The sequence below is a fragment of the Marinobacter sp. L-46 genome (genome assembly GCF_056859535.1).
Map to the genome: position 1 here is coordinate 55,062 of NZ_JBSXOP010000053.1, position 23,097 is coordinate 78,158.

Annotated in this window: 20 protein-coding genes; 3 read left to right on the forward strand and 17 right to left on the reverse strand. The window is 59.8% G+C overall.

All coding sequences use genetic code 11. The features are described 5' to 3' along the window. Positions 1-61: 61 nt before the first annotated feature. Positions 62-1,732, reverse strand: coding sequence for an acetolactate synthase large subunit (locus AC13DJ_RS07800; RefSeq protein ID WP_482933563.1), 1,671 nt, complete (start codon positions 1,730-1,732; stop codon positions 62-64). 158 nt (positions 1,733-1,890) lie between these two features. After that, the gene (gene mqo / locus AC13DJ_RS07805; protein WP_482933564.1) at positions 1,891-3,372 is read right to left on the reverse strand and encodes a malate dehydrogenase (quinone); all 1,482 of its coding nucleotides are present in this window, start codon (positions 3,370-3,372) and stop codon (positions 1,891-1,893) included. Positions 3,373-3,776: 404 nt separating this feature from the next. Here mqo and AC13DJ_RS07810 point away from each other — a divergent pair, with 404 nt between their 5' ends. Continuing rightward, positions 3,777-4,751, forward strand: coding sequence for a calcium/sodium antiporter (locus AC13DJ_RS07810; RefSeq protein WP_473801904.1), 975 nt, complete (start codon positions 3,777-3,779; stop codon positions 4,749-4,751). 28 nt (positions 4,752-4,779) lie between these two features. On the opposite strand, the gene AC13DJ_RS07815 is transcribed toward AC13DJ_RS07810, so the two are convergent. From AC13DJ_RS07815 to msrA, 3 genes are read right to left on the reverse strand one after another with little or no spacing between them, the layout of a single operon-like run. Continuing rightward, positions 4,780-5,544 (reverse strand): lysophospholipid acyltransferase family protein, encoded by a 765-nt coding sequence (locus AC13DJ_RS07815; RefSeq protein WP_482933565.1) that lies wholly within the window; start codon positions 5,542-5,544, stop codon positions 4,780-4,782. Then, a complete protein-coding gene (gene msrB, locus AC13DJ_RS07820; protein ID WP_473801905.1) occupies positions 5,541-5,975 on the reverse strand; it encodes a peptide-methionine (R)-S-oxide reductase MsrB in 435 nt (144 codons plus the stop codon). The genes AC13DJ_RS07815 and msrB overlap by 4 nt, the downstream gene beginning before the upstream one ends. Before the next feature lie 10 nt (positions 5,976-5,985). After that, on the reverse strand, positions 5,986-6,636 hold the full coding sequence (msrA, locus tag AC13DJ_RS07825) for a peptide-methionine (S)-S-oxide reductase MsrA (RefSeq protein ID WP_482933566.1): 651 nt from the start codon (positions 6,634-6,636) through the stop codon (positions 5,986-5,988). 173 nt (positions 6,637-6,809) lie between these two features. Between msrA and AC13DJ_RS07830 the strand changes: the two genes are divergently transcribed. After that, on the forward strand, positions 6,810-7,784 hold the full coding sequence (locus AC13DJ_RS07830; RefSeq protein WP_058341828.1) for a metallophosphoesterase: 975 nt from the start codon (positions 6,810-6,812) through the stop codon (positions 7,782-7,784). Positions 7,785-7,789: 5 nt separating this feature from the next. Here AC13DJ_RS07830 and AC13DJ_RS07835 read toward each other — a convergent pair whose 3' ends face one another. The 10 genes from AC13DJ_RS07835 to pqqA form a co-directional block, all read right to left on the reverse strand. Continuing rightward, positions 7,790-8,272 carry a CDP-archaeol synthase gene (locus AC13DJ_RS07835; protein WP_094625461.1) on the reverse strand — a complete coding sequence of 161 codons (483 nt, stop codon included), beginning with the start codon at positions 8,270-8,272 and terminating at the stop codon, positions 7,790-7,792. A gap of 23 nt (positions 8,273-8,295) precedes the next feature. Continuing rightward, positions 8,296-9,672 (reverse strand): class II fumarate hydratase, encoded by a 1,377-nt coding sequence (locus tag AC13DJ_RS07840; RefSeq protein WP_482933567.1) that lies wholly within the window; start codon positions 9,670-9,672, stop codon positions 8,296-8,298. A 241-nt stretch (positions 9,673-9,913) separates the two neighbouring features. Continuing rightward, positions 9,914-11,662: a PAS domain-containing hybrid sensor histidine kinase/response regulator gene (locus AC13DJ_RS07845; protein WP_482933568.1), complete on the reverse strand. Its 1,749-nt coding sequence runs from the start codon at positions 11,660-11,662 to the stop codon at positions 9,914-9,916. Continuing rightward, a complete protein-coding gene (gene ercA / locus AC13DJ_RS07850; RefSeq protein ID WP_482933569.1) occupies positions 11,646-12,809 on the reverse strand; it encodes an alcohol dehydrogenase-like regulatory protein ErcA in 1,164 nt (387 codons plus the stop codon). The genes AC13DJ_RS07845 and ercA overlap by 17 nt, the downstream gene beginning before the upstream one ends. Positions 12,810-12,888: 79 nt before the next feature. After that, positions 12,889-14,751, reverse strand: a complete 1,863-nt coding sequence (locus tag AC13DJ_RS07855) for an alpha/beta hydrolase family protein (protein ID WP_482933570.1) — start codon at positions 14,749-14,751, stop codon at positions 12,889-12,891. Beyond that, positions 14,717-15,853, reverse strand: a complete 1,137-nt coding sequence (gene pqqE, locus AC13DJ_RS07860; RefSeq protein WP_482933571.1) for a pyrroloquinoline quinone biosynthesis protein PqqE — start codon at positions 15,851-15,853, stop codon at positions 14,717-14,719. The genes AC13DJ_RS07855 and pqqE overlap by 35 nt, the downstream gene beginning before the upstream one ends. Next, positions 15,850-16,119, reverse strand: coding sequence for a pyrroloquinoline quinone biosynthesis peptide chaperone PqqD (pqqD, locus tag AC13DJ_RS07865; RefSeq protein WP_482933572.1), 270 nt, complete (start codon positions 16,117-16,119; stop codon positions 15,850-15,852). Before pqqD ends, pqqE begins: the two co-directional genes overlap by 4 nt. A gap of 11 nt (positions 16,120-16,130) precedes the next feature. Next, complete coding sequence (pqqC, locus tag AC13DJ_RS07870) at positions 16,131-16,886, reverse strand: pyrroloquinoline-quinone synthase PqqC (protein WP_482933573.1); 756 nt, start codon at positions 16,884-16,886, stop codon at positions 16,131-16,133. Then, on the reverse strand, positions 16,883-17,812 hold the full coding sequence (gene pqqB / locus AC13DJ_RS07875; protein WP_482933574.1) for a pyrroloquinoline quinone biosynthesis protein PqqB: 930 nt from the start codon (positions 17,810-17,812) through the stop codon (positions 16,883-16,885). The genes pqqC and pqqB overlap by 4 nt, the downstream gene beginning before the upstream one ends. Positions 17,813-17,864: 52 nt before the next feature. Beyond that, positions 17,865-17,936, reverse strand: coding sequence for a pyrroloquinoline quinone precursor peptide PqqA (pqqA, locus tag AC13DJ_RS07880; protein WP_072678119.1), 72 nt, complete (start codon positions 17,934-17,936; stop codon positions 17,865-17,867). A gap of 227 nt (positions 17,937-18,163) precedes the next feature. Between pqqA and AC13DJ_RS07885 the strand changes: the two genes are divergently transcribed. Further along, complete coding sequence (locus AC13DJ_RS07885; protein WP_482933575.1) at positions 18,164-20,275, forward strand: 4Fe-4S binding protein; 2,112 nt, start codon at positions 18,164-18,166, stop codon at positions 20,273-20,275. 1 nt (position 20,276) lies between these two features. On the opposite strand, the gene acuI is transcribed toward AC13DJ_RS07885, so the two are convergent. Next, a complete protein-coding gene (gene acuI / locus AC13DJ_RS07890; protein ID WP_482933576.1) occupies positions 20,277-21,260 on the reverse strand; it encodes an acrylyl-CoA reductase (NADPH) in 984 nt (327 codons plus the stop codon). Positions 21,261-21,537: 277 nt separating this feature from the next. Further along, the gene (gene exaC / locus AC13DJ_RS07895) at positions 21,538-23,058 is read right to left on the reverse strand and encodes an acetaldehyde dehydrogenase ExaC (protein ID WP_482933577.1); all 1,521 of its coding nucleotides are present in this window, start codon (positions 23,056-23,058) and stop codon (positions 21,538-21,540) included. Positions 23,059-23,097: the final 39 nt, after the last annotated feature.

Below are 23,097 nucleotides of genomic sequence, written 5' to 3' on the forward strand. Positions count from 1 at the left end.
GAGCCTTACCCTGCCCTGAGCAAACTGGCTTCCGCCAGCCGGCATTCGCAGCGACACAACACTAAAGCTGCCGGGTCAGTTCCGCCAGTTCCTCGTCGAACACCCGACGGTTCTCACTGTAATCCACGGGTACATCCACCAGATGCACGCCACCAGCGGCGAGGGCACGTTCCAGGGTGGGGCGCAGATCCTCGGTGCGGACAACCCGGTGACCGGTGGCGCCATAGGATTCGGCGTATTTCACAAAGTCCGGATTGCGGTAATCCAGCCCGAAATCCGCCAGCCCTTCCTGGGCTTGCTTCCACTTGATCATGCCGTAGGCGCTGTCGTTGATGATCAGCACCACCAGGTTGAGGTCCAGCCGGACCGCTGTCTCCAGCTCCTGGCTGTTCATCATGAATCCGCCATCGCCGCAGATGGCCATCACCTTCAGGTCCGGGTACAGCATGGATGCCATCATGGCACTGGGCAGTCCGGCGCCCATGGAAGCCAGTGCGTTGTCCAGCAGCACGGTGTTGTTGTCGTAGGCCGGATAGTTACGGGCGAACCAGAGCTTGTACATGCCGTTATCCAGGGCAATGATGCCGTCCTCCGGCACCATTGCCCGTACGTCGTGAACAATGCGCTGGGGAATCACCGGGAAGCGATCATCCTCGGCCTTGTCCCGGAGGTGCCGGTCGACGGCAGCCTTCACTTCCATGAAACGGGTGAAGTCGTGGTTGTGGCAGATGCCACAGTTCTCCGCCATGTACTCGACACTGTTGGCGATGTCCCCGACCACCTCATGCTGGGGGAAGTACACCGGGTCCACGTCGGCCCCGGAGAAGTTCACATGGATGACCTTCTTGCCTCCCGGCTGCATGAAGAACGGCGGCTTCTCCACCACATCGTGACCGACGTTGATCACCAGGTCGGCATGGTCGATGGCCCGGTGCACAAAGTCTCCGGCCGACAGGGCGGCGTTGCCCAGGTAACGGGGATGGCGCTCGTCGACCACGCCCTTGCCCATCTGGGTGGTAAAGAACGGGATGTTGGTGGTGTTCACCAGGTGAATCAGTGCCTGGGAGACCCGCTTACGGTTGGCACCGGCCCCGATCATGATCAGCGGGTGCTTCGCCTCACGGAGCATGTCGCAAGCGATCTCCAGACTCTTCTGGCTGGCCGAGGGGCGCCGGGCATCACTGGGCGCGAAGATGTGGGTGTCCGGTGCCGGCACTTCGGCGGCGATGTCCTCCGGCAGTTCCAGGTGCACGGCGCCGGGGCGCTCCTCGGATGCCAACCGGAACGCTTCCCGGACTTTGGCCGGAATGGTATTGGCGTTGGAGATCTGGCGGGTGTACTTGGTGAGCGGCCGCATCAGGTCCACCACATCGAGGATCTGGAACAGCCCCTGCTTGGAGGATTTGATCGGCTTCTGCCCGGAAATCATCATCATGGGCATACCACCGAGCTGGGCATAGGCCGCGGCCGTGACCAGGTTGGTGGCGCCGGGCCCCAGGGTGGACAGGCAGACCCCGACCCGGCCGGTCAGACGGCCAAAGGTGGCGGCCATGAAACCTGCCGCCTGCTCATGGCGGTTGAGGATCAACCGGATGTCGCTCTTCCGGAGCGCCTCCAGCAGATCCAGGTTCTCCTCGCCCGGTACTGCGAAGATGTACTTTACGCCCTCGTTCTCGAGGGCCCGGACGAACAGTTCTGCGCCATTACGCGGCGTGGCTTGCGCGTTGGTCATACTCTGCTTCCCCGTCAGGCCAATTTGCCTCCGAGCATAGCATTCTTTCCAACGCTGTCGGCAATCAGTCGGTACCGGGAGACTCAGCTTGAAGGCGGACAGCGGGTTATCCCCACTGTCCTCTGCACTTTCGGCGCTGCCGATACTGATTGGTTATATCAAACGAGATTCAGGGTTGAAAGTGTGCGCTCACGCACTTTATTCAGCAACTGCTCGTCTTCCACCAGGGTCTGGCCGTATGACGGCACCAGCTCTTTCATGCGCTCCTGCCACTCAGCAGACTGCATCTTCTCGGGGAAGCAGCGCTCCAAGACATTCAGCATGGCATTGGCTGCGGTAGACGCGCCCGGGGAAGCACCCAGCAGCGCCGCCAGCGAACCATCTTTCGCGGCCACAATCTCGGTACCGAATTCCAGCTTGCCACCGCCTTCGGCGGTCTGCTTGATGATCTGCACCCGCTGGCCCGCCATCTGCAGGGCCCAGTCATCTTCCTGGGCATCCGGGAAGAAGTTGCGCAGGGATTCCACACGGTCAGTGTGGGACTGGAACACTTCGCCGATCAGGTACCGGGTCAGGTCCATGTTGCTCTTGCTCACCGACAGCATTGGCCGCAGGTTGGTCGCCCGTACCGAACCGAACAGATCAAACAACGAGCCCTGCTTCAGGAAGCGGGTGGTGAAACCGGCAAACGGCCCGAACAGCAGCGCCGGCTCGCCGTTGATGATCCGGGTGTCCAGGTGCGGAACCGACATGGGCGGCGCACCGATGGGCGCCTTGCCGTAAACCTTCGAGTGATGTTCTTTCACGATTTCCGGCTTTTGACACACCAGCCACTGACCACTCACCGGGAAACCACCGTAACCGCGAGCTTCGTCAATGCCGGATTTCTGCAGCAGCGGCAACGCGCCACCACCGGCACCCAGGAATACAAAACCGGCTTCCAGCTTCGTCAGCTCACCGGTTTTCTGGTTCTTCACCCGGACTTTCCAGCGGCCGTTGTCACGCTGGTCGATGTAGTGCACCGGGCAGCTGAGCATCAGCTCAAAGTTGGGCTGGGTTTCCAGCCACTTCACCATGCTGCGGGTCAGGGAGCCGAAGTCCACATCAGAACCGTGCTTGATGCGGGTAGCGGCAACTTTCTGCATCGGGTTCCGATTGCTGACAACCAGTGGCATCCACTCAGCCAGGTCTTCCGGGTTTTCGGTGTATTCCATTTCCCGGAACAGGTGGTGGGCTTTCAGCTTCTGGAAACGGCGCTTGAGGAAGGCAACGTCTTTCTCGCCCCAGACAAAACTCTGGTGCGGCGTGCGGTTAATAAAGGTGGACGGCTCGGGCAGAATGCCCTGCTCTACCAGGTAAGACCAGAACTGCAGGGAAACCTCGAACTGTGCGTTGATCTGCAAAGCCCGGGCAATTTCAACATCGCCGTTTTCGGTTTCGGGGGTGTAGTTCAGTTCGCAGTAGCCGGCATGGCCGGTGCCTGCATTATTCCATCCATCGGTGCTTTCATGGGCAACGTGGTCAAGACGCTCCACCATGACGATGTCCAGAGACGGATCCAGCTGCCTGAGCATCATGCCGAGAGTAGCGCTCATGACGCCCCCTCCGACCAGCACTACGTCTGCCTGTCTTACGGCCATTGGTTTTCACCCTAGCTTAGTGTTGAAGCCTGATGCCACTCCACGATCAGCAAAGCGGCCTGTCGGAAGCCGGTCGGGCGCGAGGTAGGCGGCGCTGCCGTATGCTTCCGGTATGAGATTGAGCGCGATTATCCCGATTTTTATCGGAATAATAAATTGCGATTGTCAATCGACGTGTGTCGGGCAAACTATGTTGTTTGCGACCATTCTCGCCTGTTTTGTTAACAATATCAGCGCCACTTTAGTCTGATACCAGCGAGGGGCCAATGCGGATCACCCCGTATAGCGGTATTTCCGATAGCCCGGGGGCTGACCTGAAACGCCCACTTACTGTATCTTTGTGCGCCAACTGTGACCTCGCCTGCGTAACCTGCGGCGACAACCTGAACTAACGAGGTCTTCCTATGTTGATGGCTATAGGTGCCATTATTGCCGGGCTGGTGTTACTGGTCTGGAGCGCAGACAAATTTGTGGAAGGTGCGGCCGCCACGGCCAAGCATCTGGGCATGCCTACCCTGCTGATTGGCATGGTGATTATCGGCTTCGGCACCTCGGCACCGGAACTGGCGGTCTCCGCCATGGCGGCTTCAGATGGCAACCCGGGATTAGCCCTGGGGAACGGCTACGGTTCGAACATTACCAACATTGCCCTGATTGTCGGCCTGACCGCCATCATCGCGCCCATTGCCGTGCATCCCCAGGTTATCCGCAAGGAGCTGCCACTGCTGCTGGTGCTGACCCTGATTGCCGGTGCACAACTGCTGGACGGCAAACTGTCACGGCTTGATGGCTGGGTGCTGCTGGGTGTTTTTGCGGCCGTTATGGGCTGGTCTATCTACCAGGGTTATCAGGGCAAGGAAGATCCGCTGGCCGGGGACACCGAAACCGAGATGATCGCTCACCCCATGCCCCTGAAAAGCGCCATCATCTGGCTGGTGGTCGGGCTGGTTCTGTTGATTGTCAGCTCCCGGATTCTGGTCTGGGGCGCGGTAACCATCGCCCAGAGCCTGGGCATCAGCGACCTGATTATCGGGTTGACCATCGTCGCGATCGGTACCTCCTTGCCGGAACTGGCATCGGCACTGGCCGCAGTAAAGAAGAACGAGCACGACCTGATCCTTGGCAACATTCTGGGTTCCGGGATTTTCAACATCCTGGCTGTAGTGGGCCTTGCCGCTGTTATTGAGCCGCTGTCGGTCGCCCCGGAAGTACTCTACCGGGACTGGACCCTGATGTTCGGGCTGACACTGGCCTTGCTGGTGATGGGCTTCGGCCTGACCGGCTGGCGCAAGCTGATATCAAGGGTAGATGGTGCCCTGTTGCTGCTGGTGTACGTTGGTTACACCGGTTATTTGTTCTCCACCATGGCAGCAAGCTGAACCACTTGCCGTCCGCGAGGCTGGCGCATCAGCCAGCCTCGCCATCCCCCAGCAGTCCCTCCAGCCTCAGGCGCACTTCTTCCATGACCCCGGCCAGGTCTTCCTTGGATTTTCCTGCCGTATCGATGGGAGTTCCTACCCGAACATCGACTGGCTGCCCGAGGTTAATCTGCATGCTCCGGGCGGGCAGCACCCGGTGAATACCCCGGATGGCCACCGGAACAATCACCGCTTCGGTGTCCAGCGCCAGGTGGAAACACCCCTTCTTGAAGGGCAGCAAGTTACCATCCGGTGACCGGGTACCTTCAGGCGCCGCCCACAGCACTATCCCGCTCTCCATCATCGCCCGTGCCCGATCCAGGTCACGCACGGCATTTTGCCGGTTGGAACGGTCTATGGACGGAAACTCGGCGGCCGCCATGGCCTGGCCTAACAAAGGGATCTTGAACAGCTCTTTCTTGGCGAGCATACGAATGGAGCCGGGCAGCGAAACAAAGCTGACCGGAATATCGTAGTGACTGGCATGGGTGCTCATGATGATATACCGCCGGCCATCGTTGAAGTCCGGAACCTCCCCGCGAACGGTCAGGCTGGTTCGTACCAGTTTCAGCAACGCGGTAGACCACTCCCGGCAGTACTTGTCGACAATCCGACGGTCCAGTTTGCCGAACAACGCCCGTAACAACACCAGTAACGAATAAAGCGCCGTCAGCCCCACAGACCCCAGCACCACAGCCGCGCGCCGCAGCAGGGTTGCCGATTCAGTTAACGGGCTCAAGTTCAGTCGTTTCATGCTGAATGCTCTGTCTCCCGGAACACCAGAGACACCGAGTTCAGGCAATACCGCTGCCCGGTGGGTGGCGGACCATCCGGGAATACATGGCCCTGGTGGCTGTCGCAGCGGGCACAGCGGATCTCGGTTCGCACCATGCCAAAGCTGGTGTCCTCAATGTAGCGGATATGTTCCGGGTCAAACGGCTGGAAGAAGCTCGGCCAGCCTGTGCCGGAATCAAACTTGGCATCGGAGCTGAACAACGGCAGGTCACACAGCCGGCAGTGGTATACCCCGGTCTTCTTGTTGTCCAGCAGGGTACCGCAGAACGGGTGCTCGGTGCCGTGGTCCAGCAACACCCGTCGCTCTTCCGCGCTCAGTGCGCTGGCCTTGTCTTCAATGTCCGCTTCGCTCAGCGGGGTCAGGTCAAAGCCTGATGCCGATACACTCATTGCATTCTCCTCAGGCCAGGTCCTGGTCGTCCTGGCTGAACTCGGGTTTCAGTCGGTCCGGCCATGCGCTGGCCAGCTTTTCCATCTTCGGGGCGGCTACGGCCATGATATAAGGCTGGTACGGATTACGGGCCGCAAAGTTCTGGTGGTGCGCCTCGGCCGGGTAAAACGCCGTCAGCGGCTCCAGGGTGGTAACCACCGGTGCCGGGTAAACGCCGGACTCATCCAGTTGTCGGATGTAGGCCTGCACCAGCTGCTTCTGGGCATCGGTTTCATAGAATACGGCAGACCGGTACTGGCTGCCGATGTCGTTGCCCTGCCGGTTCAGCTGGGTCGGGTCGTGGGCCACCGAGAAAAACACCCGCATCAGTTCGCCGAAACCGACCTTTTCCGGGTTGTAGTGCACATCTACCACTTCAGCATGGCCGGTGCTGCCGGAACAGACCGCCTCATAATTCGCCGTGTCAGCCGAACCGCCGGCATAGCCGGATTCAACCCGGGTAACTCCGTCGATAGCCAGGAACACCGCTTCCACGCACCAGAAGCAACCACCGGCCAGCACCACATGGGCTTCGCTGCCGGCTTCAGGCAGTTCCTGTTCCGGGGTCGGGAACCGGCTGCGCGGCACATTCAGGCCCGGAATATTGCAGCTTTCGGTCATAGTTTGTCTCCAGTTTCTGGTTGCACAGGTTATACCCGTGTATACGACCACCGATGATAAACAGACACAACCGCAACATGAAATTATGTCAGGGCGGTTGCACATGCCCTGTCAGCCACCATAATGAAAACAGGGGCCAGAGATAAGGCCCCGCTCGGCATCAGGGAACCAGCATGACAGCAAAAGTCCGTGAACCGGAAGATCAGGACGAGCTTCTCCATTACCGCCTAAGCCTTCGGCTGGGGCCGGTACACGCCCGCCAGCGCCTGGGCATAGAGCAGGAATCCGAAGCCCTGGTTCTGGGCCGCGACAAGCGATCATTTCACCTGGAAAACCTCGCCAATGCGCCGGGTTTCATCCGTTTTTGCCTGCAGGCGGTCGGTCTGTTTAACCGGGCCCAGAGCAACAGCCGCAAACTGCGAACCGCCCACAACAGCTTCGTGCTGCCAGACCTGCCCGAGGCCTTTGAAGGTTTCAGGATACTGCACCTGACCGACCTGCACGTGGACATGGACGAGCAGAACCTGCAAGCCGTCATCCGCCAGATTGAACCGCTGGACTACGATCTGTGCGTACTGACCGGCGATTATCGCCAGCGCACCTGGGGCCCGGTAGATGCCGCCCTGGCGGGCATGGAAAAGCTCCGGGAGGCGATCCGGGGAGACACCTACGCGGTGCTGGGCAACCACGACAGCGTGCGCATGGTTCCGGCACTGGAAGACATGGGCTACCGGTTGCTGATGAATGAAATGGTGCCACTGGAACGGGAACAGGCCAGGATTTACCTGGCCGGAGTAGACGACGCCCATTACTACAAAGTGCACAACCTGCACCGGGCCGGCGACGACATTCCCGCAGGCGGTATCAGCCTGCTGCTCAGCCACACGCCTGAAATCTGGCGCGAAGCGGCCCACGCGGGCTATGACATGTTTTTATGCGGCCACACCCACGGGGGGCAGATCTGCCTGCCCGGCGGCATTCCGGTCACCCTCGACTCCGACTGTCCCCGCAGGCTCGGCAAGGGCTCCTGGCAGGTGAACGGTATGCAGGGGTATACCTCGCCGGGGGCGGGAACCTCGGTGCTGAATGTGCGGCTGAACTGCCCGCCGGAAGTGACACTGCATACCCTCACCCGGGGCCCGGCCTGAGGCCCTCAGTGAGGCTGCTTGCGGATACCCAGCCGGAACAGCAGCGGCGACACCACCACGTTGGCAATGGCAAACAGCACAGCCACCGAAACCGCCTGCCATAACGCCAGCGGCAACCAGTACCAGGCCATCAGCATGGGCAACAGGGCTTCCGGCAGCTGATCCAGCCACAGGGCGCGGGAACTGGACACCAGCCCTGCGCGGCGCTTGATGAAACTGCTGAGCAAATCCCCCAGCAACGCCAGCAAGCCGAACAGCGCCCCGAAAATCCAGCCCAGCCCCAGCCAGGCCGCGAATAACAGACAGGACAGCACACCGGAGGCCAGCCCGCGCCAGGTTTTGCTGTGACCAAACACCGGCCGGCCGTCACGCCATAGCCGGTCACCATCTACCGGCCAGTCCCAGCGATTGTGCAACAGCCGGGCCACCACCACCGGAGACCCGTTGGCCAGAACCAGCATGACAAACAACTCCAGCGACAACAGCACGGGCTACCTCCGGCGGGACTGGCTCAAGCGAGCCCTCCACGGGTCAGCTTGAGCGGATCCATCAGTTCTTCCAAACGCTGACGGCTCAGGCCACTGCGTTCTTCCGCCACATCAATCACCGGCCGGCCTGTGCGATAGGCTTCCTTTGCAATGTCCGCCGCCAGCGCATAGCCGATCTCCGGGTTCAGGGCCGTCACCAGCACCGGGTTGCGCCCCACACCGGCATTCAGGTTATCGGCATTGACCGTAAAGCCCTGAATGGCCTTGTCGGCCAGCATGGTTGTGGCATTGGCCAGCAGGCCGGTCATATCCAGCAGGTTGGCGCCCACCAGCGGCAGCATCACGTTCAGCTGGAAATTGCCGGACTGGCCGGCCATGGCCACGGCGTTATCCAGCCCCATCACCTGGGCTCCGACCATGGCCACCGATTCCGGAATAACCGGGTTCACCTTGCCGGGCATGATACTGCTGCCCGGCTGCAGCGCCGGCAAGCTGATCTCTGATAAGCCATGAATGGGGCCGCTGTTCATCCAGCGCAGATCGTTGGCGATCTTGGTCAGTACCACCGCAAGGCCCCTGAGCTGGGCCGACAGCGCCACCGGCGCGTCCACCGCACTCTGGGCTACGAACTTGTGGTTGAGGGATCGAAAACTGTAGCCACTGTTTATCTTGAGGAACTTGATGAACTGCCCGGCAAACTCGGAAGCGGCATTCACCCCGGTGCCGACCGCCGTGCCCCCCTGGGGCAGGCCTGCCAGCTCGTCCATCGCCGCTTCAAGCCGCTTTTCAACTGCTGCCAGCTGTTCCCGCCAGGTTTTCAGTTCCTGGCCGAGGGTAACGGGCATGGCATCCATCAGGTGGGTTCTGCCGGTTTTCACCTGCCCTGCCAGCTCGCCCTCGCGCTGGTAAATCACCCCGCGAAGGTGCGAGATGGCCGGCAACAACTTGTTCTTTACCGCCAGCACCGAGCTGATGTGAATGGCCGTGGGGATCACATCGTTCGAACTCTGGCTCATGTTCACGTGATCGTTCGGGTTTACATCCACCCCTTGTTGCCGGGCGATAGCGGCCACCACCTCGTTAACGTTCATATTGGTACTGGTGCCGGACCCGGTCTGGTAGCGGTCAACCGGAAACTGGTCAGCAAACTCGCCCATGCTCAGCCGACCGCAGGCCTGCACAATGGCATCCCGACAGGGCGCATCCAGCAAGCCCAGGGAAGCATTAGCCTGGGCGGCAGACCACTTCACCAGTACCACCGCCTTGACGAGATCGGCCGGCATGGGCTGGCCGCTGACCGGAAAGTTGTCGATGGCCCTTTGGGTCTGGGCGCCCCAGAGGGCTTCTGCGGGTACTGCCACTTCGCCCAGACTGTCTTTTTCGGTTCTGAACTCACTCATTGCCTCCTCCTTTTTACTTGCCAGGCGGGACACTAAGCCCCTCGGTCCTGCGATCTTAGCCTGACATGGTCGCAAATGCCGGTCACTTGCTCAAAATTGAGAATCACCATGTGGACGGTGTTGGTGTAGGTATCATGCAGATGAAATTTGGTACGGGCATGCTCGGTGTGGCTCATGACGGCCTCCTGAACCAGGGACTGGTTCAGGAATAAGTGTAGTCGTAAAGCGCAAGCGCGTGGGGTCAGGTTGACGGGACGGCAAGACTGGCCAGCAACGCCCGCAAACGGTTGGGCTTGACGGGTTTGTTAAGGATGGGCAAATACTGGGCCCTGAGCAGCGTGCGCACTTCATCACTGCGGTCAGCAGTGATGATGGCCGCTGGAACATCATGGTCAAGTGCACGGCGAACGGCGTAGATAGCCTCACAACCGGTCGCGTTATTGCCCAGGTGGAAATCCGCCAGAATCACGTCCGGGACCAGGCCCTCACTCAGCATGTCCAGAGCACTGGGTTCGCCGTCGGCCGGAAACACCTCACAACCCCAACCTTCGAGCAACGCAGCCATGCTTTCAAGCACCGCGGGCTCGTTGTCGACCACCAACACCGCCAGTCCGTCAAAGTTTCCGTGGGTGGCACCTCCGGCTGGAGATTGGCTTCGCCAGGCCTCATTTACCCGGTGTTCAAGCGGGATCGACACCTCAAATCTCGAACCTCGGCCGGGCCGTGAGGTCACCCGGATTCCGTAACCCAGAACCCGCACCATGCGCTCCACAATGGCCAGTCCCAATCCGACGCCCTGGCGACCGCCGGTGCCCTGGGGCAGTAGCTGGTGAAACTCAGTGAAAATATCCTGCAGCTTGTGGGCCTCGATCCCCACACCGGTGTCCCAGATTTCAATGGCCAGCCGATCCCGACGTTGCCTGACAGAGAGCATTACGCCGCCCTCACGGGTATAGCGGAAGGCATTACTCAACAGGTTACGGACGATCCGTGCCAGCATTCGGGGGTCGGTCCGAAGTGATACCGGTGGAACCCGGAGCCGGAACTGCAATCCGGCATTGGTAGCCACCGCCTCAAACTCTTCGCCCAATCCTTTCAGCATGGCAGCCAGATCGAGACAGGTCAGATCCGGCTTCATTGCCTGCTGGTCCAGTTTGGAAATATCCAACAAATCGGCCAACAAATCCTCGGCACCTTCCAGGGCCCGGTGCACCTGATGCACCATCCGGTTTTCCGCCTCGGGTAACTGACTGTCCTGCAGGGCCGAAATCATCAGCCTGGCAGCATTCAGGGGTTGCAGCAGGTCATGACTGGCCGCCGCAAGATACTTGTCTTTACTGCGATTGGCTTCTTTGGCGGCGTTCATCGCCACTTTCAACTCCTGCTCAACCTTTTCCCGCTCCTCAATCTGATAACGCAGGTCCACGTTGACGTTTTGCAACGCCTCGGTGCGTTCCTCCACGCGTTTTTCCAGTTCGGCGTTCAGCTGCTCAAGTTTCTGCCGGGCCTGCACCCGCTCGGTAATGTCGGCAACGAAGGTTTCCACCACTTCCGGCCCAAGATCCGGCCGGCGGAGCATGGTTAGTGCCACATACACGGGGGTCTGGTCTGCTCGCCGAAGACGGGTCTCGCGAGCGCCCAGGCTGCCATGGTCGAGCAGTTCCTGGCGAAGCTGATCAAACTCTGCGGCGCTGCAGAACAGCTGCTCCCTGAGTCGAATCACTTTTTTCTGCAATTGCTCCGGGTTGTCATAGCCGCAGATTCGGGCCATGGCAAAATTGCAGGCCAGAAAACCACCACGCAGGTTGGCCTGGAAGATGCCGTGCAGAGCGTTCTCAAACAGCCATTTGTAGCGGTTGCGCTCCTGCTCCAGTTCCTCCAGGCGCTCCTGCAACGCGGGGTAATAGCTTTTTCGGGCTGACTGGCTGCTGAGCCCCAACAGATCGCCGATGTCGTATCCGGTGTTGGCTGGGTCAGAGGGCTTCTTCATAGACCACCTGAACATCCCGAAGTGACGACTTCCTTGGGTTGGTCAGTATGCAAGGGTCCTTCAATGCATAGCCAGAAAGGTAGGGAATATCAGAGGTGGTGACGCCGAGCTCCTTGAGCCGAGCCTCCAGGCCAACGGTCTTCTTGAGTTCAATAATGCGGGTCATCAACCGTGCCTTGACCTGTGTCCCGCTCATACCCCGGGTATCAATCGCCATGGCCTCGGCAACCCGGCGGAACCGGTCTTCAGCGGAAGGGAAATTGTAGGCCACCACATGCTCCAGCAGCAGTGCATTGCAGAGGCCGTGGGGCAGATCCAGAAAACCGCCCAGGCTGTGGGACATCGCATGGACAGCCCCCAGAATGGCATTGGAGAACGCCAGCCCCGCCTGCATGGACGCCAGCATGATCTGTTCCCGCAGTACCGAGTTTGACGGGTTTGCCACCAGTGCTTCCAGGTTGCCGTTGATCAGCCGGATCGCTTCCAGTGCATGGGTATCGGTCAAGGGCCCGCTGCCGGTAGAAACAAACGCCTCGATGGCGTGCACCAGGGCATCCACCCCGGTGCATGCGGTGAGGTAGGCGTCCATGGTTTCGGTGACTTCCGGATCGATCAGCGAGACATCCGGCACCACCGCTTTGCTGATGATGGAAAACTTGAAGCGCCGGTTGGGGTCCGAAATGATGGCAAACTGCGAGACGTCTGCGGACGTACCGGCGGTGGTGGGAATCAGGATCAGTGGTGGCGAAGGATTACGGATGGTATCCACACCCTCAAATTCCAGGATGCTGCGGCCATGGCTGGCCACAATGCCGATACCCTTGGCGCAATCCATGGGGCTGCCGCCGCCGATCGCCACGATGACATCGCATTCGCTGGCCCGGTAGAGCTCGGCACCGGCCATCACCTCATCTACTTTGGGGTTGGGCGACACCGCTGTATACGTGGTACAGCGCAACCCCGCCTCAATCAAAAGGGTTTCAACTTCGGCAACCCATCCGGCGGCGACAACACCAGGATCAGACACCAGGAACACATGGCGGGCACCAAAATTACTGGCAAAGTTAGCCACCGACCGGCGGGAACCGGCACCGAAGACAATCTCTGGAGAAACAAACTTGCGCAGCGCGGAAATATCGTAGCTCATGACGCTCAGGGACAACCGTTTTGTTGTTATAGGAGTAGTCGAGAGTTTAACTCAGTTTGTGCGCTGGTTCATTGTCCTTTTAGCGTATCTTGGGGTCGTCTGAGGCCAGGCTTCCATAGAACCGGTACAGCGATTCTAGCATGTGCGCCTGATTATCTGCCCTCTGAAACCCGTGGCCTTCATCCTCATACCAGTGCAGTTCCACCGGCTGGCCCCGAGCCTGAAGCGCGGCTACCATGCGCCGGGTTTGCTCAGGCACCACGACGGCATCTTTCCCGCCCTGAAAAAAAATCGCTGGGCAGCGTATCCGGTCAGCGTGCAGCGCCGGCGTACGTGCCTGCCAGCGGGCATAATGTGATTGCGGATCTCCCAGCAGCCAGTCCAGGTAACCGGATTCAAACCGGTGGGTAGCAGTACGAAGGCGCCATGGATCGGTCACGCCAAACAGGCTGCCAACGGCTTTGAAGCGGTCAGTCTGCACCGCCGCCATCAGTGCCGTATAGCCTCCGGAGCTTCGGCCCTGAATGAATACATTGTTGGCGCAGACCAGCCCTTGTGCCGTCAGATAATCCGCGCAGCGCACCATGTCCAGTGCATCCGCTTCGCCCCACCGGCCGGCCAGGCGAAGGCGAAAATCCCGACCCGCACCGGTGCTGCCGGTGTAATTCACCTCCGCTACGGCAAAGCCCCGCTGACACCAGAACTGAACCTGGGGGTTGTAGACCGCATAGGCGGCTGACGTGGGGCCGCCGTGGGCGATCAGGATGACCGGTGGTGCCGCGGTGGGTGCTGATATTGGAGGGTATAGAAACCCTTGAACCGAGGGCGTGTCGGGCGTTTCCGCATCCGCTACAAAAGCGACGGGCACCACCGGCGCCATGATTGAACGATCCGGCACTTGCCCGCCAGCCAGAATGGTTGCCGAGCCGGAGTCCGCACACACTTTCAGAACCGCATCGTGCCGCTCTGCAGCCCGCCCTACGCACACAAGGCCGTCGGCTGACGGAGTCAGATCCCGGAAATCCGTCCAACCCTCAGCCACTCTCTGACTCTGGCCGGCCCGTTCCAGCCAAAGCTCACCGATACCCTGACGGTATTGCACTCTGGCCCAACCACCCTCACGCAACGGGCAACTGTGCCGCTCACCCAGTTGCCATGGGGCGTTGGCGTGATCGAGCATGGGCGCCGTGCTTTTCAGCCACTGGTCGCGGCCACCCTTGCGCGTTACCTGCCAGGGCTGCCACCAGCCCTCATGGTCGGATATGACCCATAGATGCTCACCGGCAAACTGCGGTTGCTGAACCGAGCCCGAAACCGGCGGGGGCTGCCCTGACGCACCTGCAATATTACCGTCAGCAGTGACCGTTGCCTGCCAGAGCGTTGACTGCAACCAGGGCATATCCGGCAGTTGCCAGCTGCACCAGGCCACTCGGGTACCGTCCTGGCTGACCGCCGGCGCGCCGTAGAAGTCCAGCCCCTGGTGTAACAGCCGGACTTGCCCCGTGGCCTCCAGGGCCATCAACGCCTGCTGTTGATGCCGTTCACGCACCGCCAACACCCGGTCATGTTGCGGGTCTGCCACCAGGCCTCCCCAGGTATTGTCAGCGTCCGGCACCAGCAAGGTTCGTTTACCCGTTATACAGTCCAACTGCCAGACCCGCTGGTCATCCGCCACCCAGATCACTCGCCCCGGCAGTACCGCATAGGCGCCACCCCCGTAGCCATTCAGGCGACTCCTGATACTGTCCGGCCCAGTGTTGACCTGGCAAATACCAGAGTGATCGGCTTGCCAGAGGGCAACAGAACCGGTTTCAGGATGGGAGGCAAGCCAGAAAATGGTGTCACCGCACACTCTCAACTGGGCGTATTGGGAGAAACCAGCGCAGGCGTCCAGCGCAGAAATCGGCTCAGCCACGGTAAAGCAGTTTGGAGTTCCGGGCATTGCGGTATATCAGGTCATCCAGCCCCGCCGTGGCGTGATCAGCGGCGGTGCGGGCCGCCAGAATCCGATCATGGTGGGGTGATTTGGCGCAGACCGGGTCGGCGTTATCAGCATTACCGGTCAGCAAATAGGCCTGGCACCGGCAGCCGCCAAAATCCTTGTCTTTTTCATCACAGGATCGACAGGGTTCGGGCATCCAGCTGTCGCCCCGGTAGTGATTGAAGCCGGGACTGTGATACCAGATGTCGCTCAGGGACTGGGTTTGAACATTGGGAAAATCGATGGGTAACAGGCGAGCGCTGTGGCAAGGCAAGGCGGTGCCATCAGGTGCCACGGTCAGGAACAGGTTGCCCCAGCCATTCATGCAGGCCTTCGGGCGCTCCTCGTAGTAATCCGGAGTCACGAAGATCACTTTCATGGGACGATCACGGTTACGCAGATCGCCCCGGTAGCAATTCACCTCCTGTTCTGCCTGAACCAGTTGGGCTTTGGAGGGCATCAACCCTTCCCGATTTTTGAATGCCCAGCCATAGTACTGGCAGGTGGCCAACTCCACGTAATCGGCATCCAGGTTTTCACACAGGGCCAGAATGTCGTTCATCTGGTGAATGTTATGGCGGTGGATTACAAAGTTGAGCACCATCGGGTAGCCCGCCGCCTTGACCGCCCTGGCCATAGCCAGCTTCTGGTCGAAGGCTTTGCGAGAGCCGGCCACGGCATTGTTCAGTTCCGGGTCTGAGGCCTGAAAGCTGACCTGAATATGATCCAGCCCCGCCTCGGCAAACGCCTGCACCTTCGCTTCGGTGAGTCCCAGGCCCGAGGTAATCAGATTGGTGTAATAGCCCAGCTCCCGCGCTCCGGCGATCAGCTCCGGCAGGTCCTTGCGTACCAGCGGCTCGCCTCCTGAGAATCCCAACTGGGCCGCACCCATAGCCCGCCCCTGGCGCAACACATCCAACCATTGCTCGGTGTTGAGTTCATGCTCCTGGCTGGCGTAATCCAGCGGGTTGGAGCAATAGGGGCATTGCAGCGGGCAGCGATAAGTGAGCTCCGCCAGCAACCACAGCGGCGGCCCCACCCGTGCTTCCGAGGGCGCCGTCATGACCACTCAATCCACTGTTGCTGAACCGCTTCTGCCAGAAACGCTTCCACATCGGCCGCCAGCGGACCTGCATCCGGGAACTGCTGTTCCAGGGACTGGATAATCTCGTGTACCGAGCGAACGCCATCCACTTCTGCCAGGATGGCGCCGGCGCTGCCGTTGAGCTTGACCATACCCTCCGGGTACAACAACACGTGGCTTTCCTGAACCGGTTCCCACTGGAACCGGAAACCACGGCGGAGTTTGGGTGTTTTCTCCAGGGTCATGGTAACGCTCCTTACAGGCCCCGATGCCAGACCGGCTGATCGGTGACCGTATGGTACGGCGGTGTCTGGTGAACGTACGCCATGGTCAGGGCATCCAGCAACGACCAGAGAATGTCCAGTTTGAACTGCAGGATTTCAAACGCCCGCTGTTGCTGGGCTTCAGTGGTGAAATGGTCGAGAGTAATGGCCAGGCCATGCTCCACATCCCGTCGGGCTTCCGATAAACGCTTCCGGAAGTAGCGATAGCCATCCGCCTCAATCCACGGGTAATGCTGCGGCCAGCTGTCAAGCCGCGACTGGTGGATTTCCGGCGCAAAAAGCTCGGTCAGTGACGAGCAGGCCGCCTCTTGCCACGTTGCCCGGCGGGCAAAGTTGAAATAAGCATCTACTGCAAAACGCACACCTGGGAGAACGTGGCGCTCGTCGATCACCTCTTCCCGGCTCAGGCCCACGGCTTCGGCGAGCGTCAGCCAGGCCTCGATGCCACCCACATCTCCCTCATGACCATCGTGGTCCAGAATGCGCTGCAGCCACAGGCGGCGCACCGAGGCATCCGGGCAGTTCGACATGATGGCGGCATCCTTCTGTGGAATCCGCACCTGGTAGTAGTATCGATTGGCAACCCACCCACGGATCTGTTCCGGCGTGCACTGGCCACTGTACATGGCTCGATGATAAGGGTGGTGAATATGGTAGTAGGCGCCTTTATCCCTGAGGGCCCGTTCGAAATCCTGTCGGTTCATGGCGGTGTTGGCTTTGGCGTTCATGGCTGCCCCGTCAATTCAAAATGCATTCCGTCCCGGGCCACTTCGATGCCATGGGCGCTCAGCTCTGCCCGCTCCGGCGAGTCTTCGTCCAGAATCGGATTGGTGTTGTTGATGTGAATCAGCACCTTGCGCTGGGCCGGCATGCTGTCCAGCAACTCGATCATGCCACCGGCGCCGGACTGGGCGAGATGCCCCATGGCCTGGCCGGTTTTGGTGCCCACTTCCTGACGGAGCATCTCGTCGTCGTGCCAAACGGTGCCGTCGACCAGAAGCACGTCCGCCTGCTGCATCCAGCTGCGGATGCGGGCATCGGGCTGCCCCAGGCCGGGCGCATAGAGCACGGTCTGCCCGGTGCGGGTGTCGCGGATAAAGAGGCCGATATTGTCACCCGGATGAGGATTATCCCGGCGCGGGGAGTATGGCGGTGCGTTGCTGAGCAACGGAATGGCGGTCAATTCAAGGGAAGCCGCGCAAGGCAGACTGAACGACTGCAACTCATCCGATGGAATCTCGCGCCAGTTCAACCCGCCGTTCCAGTGGCTAAGCATGGTGAATAAGGGAAACCCGGAACTCAGGTCGTCATGCACCTGGCGGGTACACCATACATCCATCGGAAGCCCTTCGCGCAGGGACAGCAGGCCAGTGGTGTGGTCCACCTGGCTGTCCATCAAGACAACCGCGGCGATACCCGTATCCCGAAGTGAGCGGGCCGGCTGCATGGCCGGAAAAGCCGCAAGCTGGGCGCGGATATCCGGTGAGGCGTTGAACAGAATCCAGCGCTCGCCATCCTCCGAGATAGCAATCGACGACTGCGTGCGAGCGGAGGCATTCAGTTTACCAGCGCGAAAGCCGGCGCAATTGCGACAATTGCAGTTCCATTGGGGAAAACCGCCGCCAGCGGCCGACCCCAGAATATGCAGGTGCATCAGAAGATCTCCCGAGCGGGAACGACCAGCCACAGGGCTGGCCGGCCAGGGCTCACCGGTTGGCGAAGTACATGGTTACTTCAAAACCGATCCGCAGGTCTTCATAAGCTGGCTTGATCCACATGATGCTCACCTCTTGTCGTGATTATTAGTGCGTTGCATGGTGGTGCGAACCGGCGTTTGCCAGATGCACACAATCATCGTAATCACAGACGCTGGCACCCCATATGGTACTTTGGAACTGTTTTCCGCCGGCTGAAAGTAGCAATCGTTTGCCCCCGAGGTTGAATTGAGCCAAGCCCCCAGCGGCCTAGCATGGGAGAAGGACAATAATAACTTCAGGAGACCACCATGGCCGGGCGAATTCTGCTCTCGCTACTGCTTTGTTGTCTGGCTGCAACGCCCTTGCGGGCAGAACTTTCCGACGACACCCGGCAGATCATCCAGGAACTGTTTCCCTCGGCCACCATTATCGAAGAGCAACTGGCGGATTTCCCGGTGTATCCGGTTTACCAGCTCCAGGAACTGCTGGGTTACGCCTACGTTTCAACAGACTTCAGCAAACTGCCGGGCTTTGCCGGCAAGCCGATTACCATGATGATCGGTCTGGATACACGGGGCCGTTTCACCGGCGTGCGGGTACTGCACCACCACGAGCCGGTATTCCTTTATGGCCTGGGTGAAGAATCGCTCTACGAGTTTGTCGATCAATACCAGGGTCGCGCACTGACGGAGCAGATTGTGGTGAGTTCCTCGGGCCGTTCGGGCCGGACCTCCTCCGGCAATGTGGTGTACTTTGATGGCGTCAGCAAGGCCACGGTGTCAGTTCTGATCATCAACGATTCGGTGCTATCCTCCGCCTTGCAGGTAGCCCGCAACAAGCTCGAGGGCTTTGCCCAGGCTGCCCCCACCCGTGCCCGCCAGGACCTATACGAACCGCTTACCTGGGAGCAACTGCTGGAGCGGGGTTACGTCACCCGCATCGAGGTCACGGCTGCGGATGTGGAACAGCAACTGGGCCGACCACTGTCGGATTATCCTGGCAACCTTGAGCCCGATGACGGCGAGGCTTTTTCGGAACTCTATCTGGCCTATATGAACTCCCCTATGGTTGGACGCAACCTGCTGGGAGAGGAGCGATACCAGGCCTTCCGGGAGCGCCTTGGCGACAACGGCAAGGTGATGCTGATCATGTCGCGCGGCCGTTACCCCCACATTGGCACGGACTTTGTGCCGGGCAGCACTCCGGACCGGTTTGGTCTGAGCCAGAATCAGCTGTCTGTCGAGATGCGAGACCTCAACTGGCTGGAAGCCGGCCAAAGCTTCGCCGCTGCCGGTGTGCCGGAGATGACGGCGGTTAACCTGTTCCGGGTGGGCGGCAACGCCGGGTTTAACCCCGGGGTCGAATCCACACTGACCCTGAATACCGTGTTGGCCCGCAACCATCTGGTGGTGGACACCGCCCGCTTCGATCTGCCTGTTACCTTCCCGGAGGAACTGTTTGAGACGGTAGATATTGCCGCCGGGCCGGAGCAGTCACGGGCGCCCATGTGGGTCGGGCTCTGGAAGGAGCGCTGGTGGCAGATTACCTTGCTGGTGCTGAGCCTCACAGTGCTGACGATTTTCTTCGCCCGCCAGAAAACCCTGACCCGGCATCCGAAGCTGGTTCACCGGTTCCGCTGGGGCTTCCTGTTCTTCACCCTGTTCTTTATCGGCTTCTACGCCCAGGGCCAGTTGTCGGTGGTGAATATCTACACCTTACTGCTGGCCATCAAGGATGGTTTCAGCCTGAACATGTTCCTGCTGGACCCGGTGATCTTTATCCTCTGGACCTACACGTTCGTAACCCTTTTCATCTGGGGTCGGGGGGTGTTCTGTGGCTGGCTGTGCCCGTTTGGCGTGCTGCAGGAGATGGCCTCCTGGCTGGGCCAGAAACTCCGGTTCCGGCAGATCAAGGTACCGGAGCGCTGGCACCGGAAGCTGATTCTGATCAAGTACCCGGTGCTGCTGGCCATCGTTATTGCTTCGTTTTATTCGCTGACGCTGGCGGAACAGCTATCTGAAGTGGAACCCTTCAAAACCAGCATCACGTTGTTCTTCGTGCGCTACTGGCCGTTTGTGGTCTATGCGGTGGCACTGCTGGCGGTGGGGATGTTTATCCACAAGTTTTACTGCCGTTACCTGTGCCCCCTGGGGGCAGGCCTGGCGGTATTGGGTAAATTCCGGATTTTCAGCTGGCTGGAGCGGGTTGACCGTTGCGGACAACCCTGCCAGCACTGCAAGAATGCCTGTGGCATCAACGCCATTCGCAAGGATGGCCGGATCGATTATGACGAGTGTATCCAGTGCTTGGAATGCGTGGTGATTCTCCGCGACCAGAACCAGTGCGTGGATGCTATTGTCCGCAACAAGCAGCAACAAAAGCAGGCACGGATTCTGGCCACGGACGCGGCCGGGGCCTGAATCACCCCGCTACGGGGATAACGATACGACCGCGGATCTTGCCGTCCATGAGACGGCTGGCCGCATCGATGGCATCATCGAAGGCCACTTCGGTGATCATACTGTCGAGCAGCTCCGGGGACAGGTCCTCGGCCAGTCGTTTCCACGCGTAAAGGCGGTCTGCTTTCGGGGCCATCACACTGTCGATGCCACACAGGGTCACGCCGCGCAGGATGAACGGTGCCACGGTGGACGGGAAGTCCATGCCGGCAGCCAGGCCGCAGGCCGCGACCACACCCTGGTATTTCATACCGGCGCAGACATTCGCCAGCACCTGGCCACCAGCCACATCGATGGCCCCGGCCCAGGTCTCGCGTGCGAGGGGTTTACCCGGTTCACTCAGCTCAGCGCGATCCATAATCTGTTTGGCGCCCAGCGACTTCAGATAAGCTTCTTCTTCCTTTCGGCCAGTCACCGCGGTCACGGAGTAACCCAGCTTGGCCAGAATGGCGACGGCCACACTGCCAACACCACCGGTGGCACCAGTCACCAGAATATCGCCAGACCCAGGCTTCACGCCGTGCTTCTCCAGGGCGATGACACACAGCATGGCGGTGTAACCGGCGGTACCAATGGCCATGGCCTGACGAGCCGTGAACGGAGCTTGTAAGGGGATCAGCCAGTCGCCGGACAACCGGGCTTTCTGGGCCAGGCCGCCCCAATGTTTCTCACCCACACCCCAGCCGTTCAGCACCACTTCGTCTCCGGCCTTGAAGTCGGGATTGGACGATTCAGTAACCACACCGGCCAGATCGATACCCGGCACCATCGGATAGGTCTTGGCAATGGGCGCACGACCGGTAATGGCCAGAGCGTCCTTGTAGTTCAGGGTGCTGTATGCCACACCCACAGTCACGTCGCCTTCCGGTAACTGCGCTTCATCTATGGACTTCAGGGACACCTGCTGGTCGCCCCGGCTGCCTTCGATCAGAATACCTTTGAACATATGCCCTCCTCGAATCAGCGGCCAAAGTAAACGCCAGTGCGCCGGCGGTCAGCCTCAGCCAAAAAATATAATTTACGAAGTCTCCCTCACTGTAGCGTAAACGGCTGTAAAAATAGAGGAATAAAAAAGGCCCTGGGAAGGGCCTAAAGAGAGTGTAGAAAGATCCCGCGCTCTCGAAGGAGCTACCTGACAAATGCCAGGCCAACAATGTGCACCGTCCCTGTGCGGTCACACGAAACGGGACCCGTGTGGATGAGCCCCAACTGCCGCTTGCAGATCAGAAGAACCCGAGAGGGTTGGCGTCGTAGCTGGTCAACATGCACTTGGTCTGCTGATAGTGCTCCAGCGCCATCTTATGGGTTTCACGGCCGATACCGGATTTCTTGTAACCACCGAAGGCTGCATGAGCCGGATACGCGTGGTAACAGTTCATCCATACCCGACCGGCCTGAATATTACGCCCCATCCGATAAGCCAGGTTGGTATCGCGAGTCCAGACGCCGGCACCCAGGCCGAACTCGGTATCGTTGGCGATTGCCAGGGCTTCTTCCTCGGTTTTGAAGGTGGTGACACCCACCACCGGCCCGAAGATTTCTTCCTGGAACACCCGCATCTTGTTGTCGCCCTTGAGCAGGGTCGGCTGGATGTAAAAGCCGTTGTTGAACTCGCCTTCCAGATGCTCACGGTCACCGCCGGTCAGCACCACCGCGCCTTCCTGGCGACCGATTTCCATGTACGACATGATCTTGTCGAACTGCTCCTTGGAGGCCTGAGCACCCACCTGAACGTCGGTATCCAGCGGATTGCCGCGTTTAATGGCCTTGGTGCGCTGAATAACCTTCTGCATGAACTCCTCATACATGTCTTCCTGGACCAGGGCCCGGGATGGGCAGGTACAGATCTCCCCCTGGTTGAAGAATGCCAGCACCAGGCCTTCCACACACTTGTCGATGAACTCCGGCTCTGCCTTCATCACATCCGAGAAGTAGATATTCGGCGACTTGCCACCCAACTCCACCGTAGACGGGATAATGTTTTCCGCCGCGCACTTGAGGATATGCGAACCAACCGGCGTGGAACCGGTAAAGGCGATCTTGGCAATACGCTTACTGGTGGCCAGCGCCTGGCCGGCTTCGATGCCGTAGCCATTTACAATGTTGATCACGCCTGGTGGCAACAAATCACCAATAATTTCCATCAGTACCAGAATGCTGGCCGGGGTCTGCTCGGCGGGTTTCAGCACGGTGCAGTTACCGGCGGCCAGGCATGGGCCCAGCTTCCAGGCCGCCATCAGCAGCGGGAAGTTCCAGGGGATAATCTGACCAACCACGCCCAGCGGTTCATGGAAATGATAAGCGACGGTGTTGTGGTCGATCTCACCCATGTGACCTTCCTGGGCACGCAGGCAGCCTGCGAAGTAACGGAAGTGGTCAGCCGCCAGCGGGATGTCGGCATTCAGGGTTTCACGAACGGCCTTGCCGTTGTCCCAGGTCTCCGCCACCGCCAGCTTTTCGAGATTGGCCTCGATACGATCAGCAATTTTAAGCAGGATGTTGGAACGCTCTGTAGGGGATGTTTTGCCCCAGGCCGGCGCGGCCTTGTGGGCGGCGTCCAGCGCCAGATCGATGTCTTCAGCGCTGGAACGCGGAATTTCACAGAAAACCTCGCCGGTGACCGGCGTGATATTTTCGAAATACTGGCCTTTTACCGGCGCTACCCATTCACCGCCAATGTAGTTCTCGTAGCGGGATTTGAATGAAACAACGGAGCCTTCCTTACCGGGTTGTGCGTAGATCATGACGTTGACCTCTTTGTTGTGTTTGTCGCTTGGCAACGC

What these genes read in the sequence shown, in the direction of transcription:
- mqo (WP_482933564.1), bottom strand. Translation starts at nt 3,372, where the DNA reads ATGGCCGTAAGACAGGCAGACGTAGTGCTGGTCGGAGGGGGCGTCATG.
- pqqE (WP_482933571.1), bottom strand. Translation starts at nt 15,853, where the DNA reads ATGACGGCGCCCTCGGAAGCACGGGTGGGGCCGCCGCTGTGGTTGCTG.
- AC13DJ_RS07815 (WP_482933565.1), bottom strand. Translation starts at nt 5,544, where the DNA reads ATGAAACGACTGAACTTGAGCCCGTTAACTGAATCGGCAACCCTGCTG.
- AC13DJ_RS07800 (WP_482933563.1), bottom strand. Translation starts at nt 1,732, where the DNA reads ATGACCAACGCGCAAGCCACGCCGCGTAATGGCGCAGAACTGTTCGTC.
- exaC (WP_482933577.1), bottom strand. Translation starts at nt 23,058, where the DNA reads ATGATCTACGCACAACCCGGTAAGGAAGGCTCCGTTGTTTCATTCAAA.
- pqqC (WP_482933573.1), bottom strand. Translation starts at nt 16,886, where the DNA reads ATGAACGCCAAAGCCAACACCGCCATGAACCGACAGGATTTCGAACGG.
- msrA (WP_482933566.1), bottom strand. Translation starts at nt 6,636, where the DNA reads ATGACCGAAAGCTGCAATATTCCGGGCCTGAATGTGCCGCGCAGCCGG.
- AC13DJ_RS07830 (WP_058341828.1), top strand. Translation starts at nt 6,810, where the DNA reads ATGACAGCAAAAGTCCGTGAACCGGAAGATCAGGACGAGCTTCTCCAT.
- AC13DJ_RS07810 (WP_473801904.1), top strand. Translation starts at nt 3,777, where the DNA reads ATGTTGATGGCTATAGGTGCCATTATTGCCGGGCTGGTGTTACTGGTC.
- ercA (WP_482933569.1), bottom strand. Translation starts at nt 12,809, where the DNA reads ATGAGCTACGATATTTCCGCGCTGCGCAAGTTTGTTTCTCCAGAGATT.
- AC13DJ_RS07845 (WP_482933568.1), bottom strand. Translation starts at nt 11,662, where the DNA reads ATGAAGAAGCCCTCTGACCCAGCCAACACCGGATACGACATCGGCGAT.
- msrB (WP_473801905.1), bottom strand. Translation starts at nt 5,975, where the DNA reads ATGAGTGTATCGGCATCAGGCTTTGACCTGACCCCGCTGAGCGAAGCG.
- pqqD (WP_482933572.1), bottom strand. Translation starts at nt 16,119, where the DNA reads ATGACCCTGGAGAAAACACCCAAACTCCGCCGTGGTTTCCGGTTCCAG.
- AC13DJ_RS07885 (WP_482933575.1), top strand. Translation starts at nt 18,164, where the DNA reads ATGGCCGGGCGAATTCTGCTCTCGCTACTGCTTTGTTGTCTGGCTGCA.
- AC13DJ_RS07855 (WP_482933570.1), bottom strand. Translation starts at nt 14,751, where the DNA reads ATGCCCGGAACTCCAAACTGCTTTACCGTGGCTGAGCCGATTTCTGCG.
- acuI (WP_482933576.1), bottom strand. Translation starts at nt 21,260, where the DNA reads ATGTTCAAAGGTATTCTGATCGAAGGCAGCCGGGGCGACCAGCAGGTG.
- pqqB (WP_482933574.1), bottom strand. Translation starts at nt 17,812, where the DNA reads ATGCACCTGCATATTCTGGGGTCGGCCGCTGGCGGCGGTTTTCCCCAA.
- AC13DJ_RS07840 (WP_482933567.1), bottom strand. Translation starts at nt 9,672, where the DNA reads ATGAGTGAGTTCAGAACCGAAAAAGACAGTCTGGGCGAAGTGGCAGTA.